This window comes from Virgibacillus sp. M23, from assembly GCF_034190895.1.
In the GTDB taxonomy this organism is placed as follows: domain Bacteria; phylum Bacillota; class Bacilli; order Bacillales; family Amphibacillaceae; genus Virgibacillus; species Virgibacillus salarius.
This window is the reverse complement of the sequence record NZ_JAWDHA010000168.1, coordinates 1-597: the sequence shown is the minus strand read 5'-3', so window position 1 is coordinate 597 and position 597 is coordinate 1. Positions and strand designations below refer to the sequence as shown.

Here is a 597-nt window from a genome sequence, read left to right as displayed (position 1 = left end):
CTCATATATTGATCCGGTTTTATACGGTTAAGGATGCCAAAACGGCCCGTACATCTGTGGTGTCAGCGACATGGATTATCGGCGTGTTTTACATTATGACGGTGTTTCTCGGCTTTGGCGCTGCTGCATTTGTCGGTTTTGACGCGATTACGGCAGCTGATCAAGCGGGAAATATGGCGGCTCCGCTTTTAGCAAAAGCGCTCGGGGGAGACTTCCTATTCGCGTTTGTATCAGCCATTGCTTTCGCTACCATTTTGGCTGTCGTGACAGGATTGGTGCTGTCTGCCGCCTCAGCATTTGCCCATGATATTTACAGCCAGATCATCAGAAAAGGAGAGGCAACTGAAAAAGAACAGATGAAAGCGGCCAGATGGGCTTCTGTCGCCGTGTCAGTGCTCTCGATTCTCCTAGCGATTTTTGCACAGTCCTTAAATGTGGCATTCCTTGTTGCCCTTGCGTTTGCGGTAGCCGCCAGCGCAAACCTCCCGCTGATTGTGTTTACGGTCTTTTGGAAACGATTCAATGCGTCAGGCGCTTTATGGGGAAGTCTGACAGGCCTGATCAGCGCGCTTGTGCTTGTGTCGATGAGCCCTAGCG

The 597-nt window shown here is 50.9% G+C and carries 1 protein-coding gene; it reads left to right on the top strand.

Annotated features, from left to right (window positions below; translation table 11 throughout):
- Positions 1-597 (top strand): cation acetate symporter (locus tag RVS70_RS21845; RefSeq protein WP_414617185.1); only part of this gene is annotated, 597 nt, incomplete at both ends.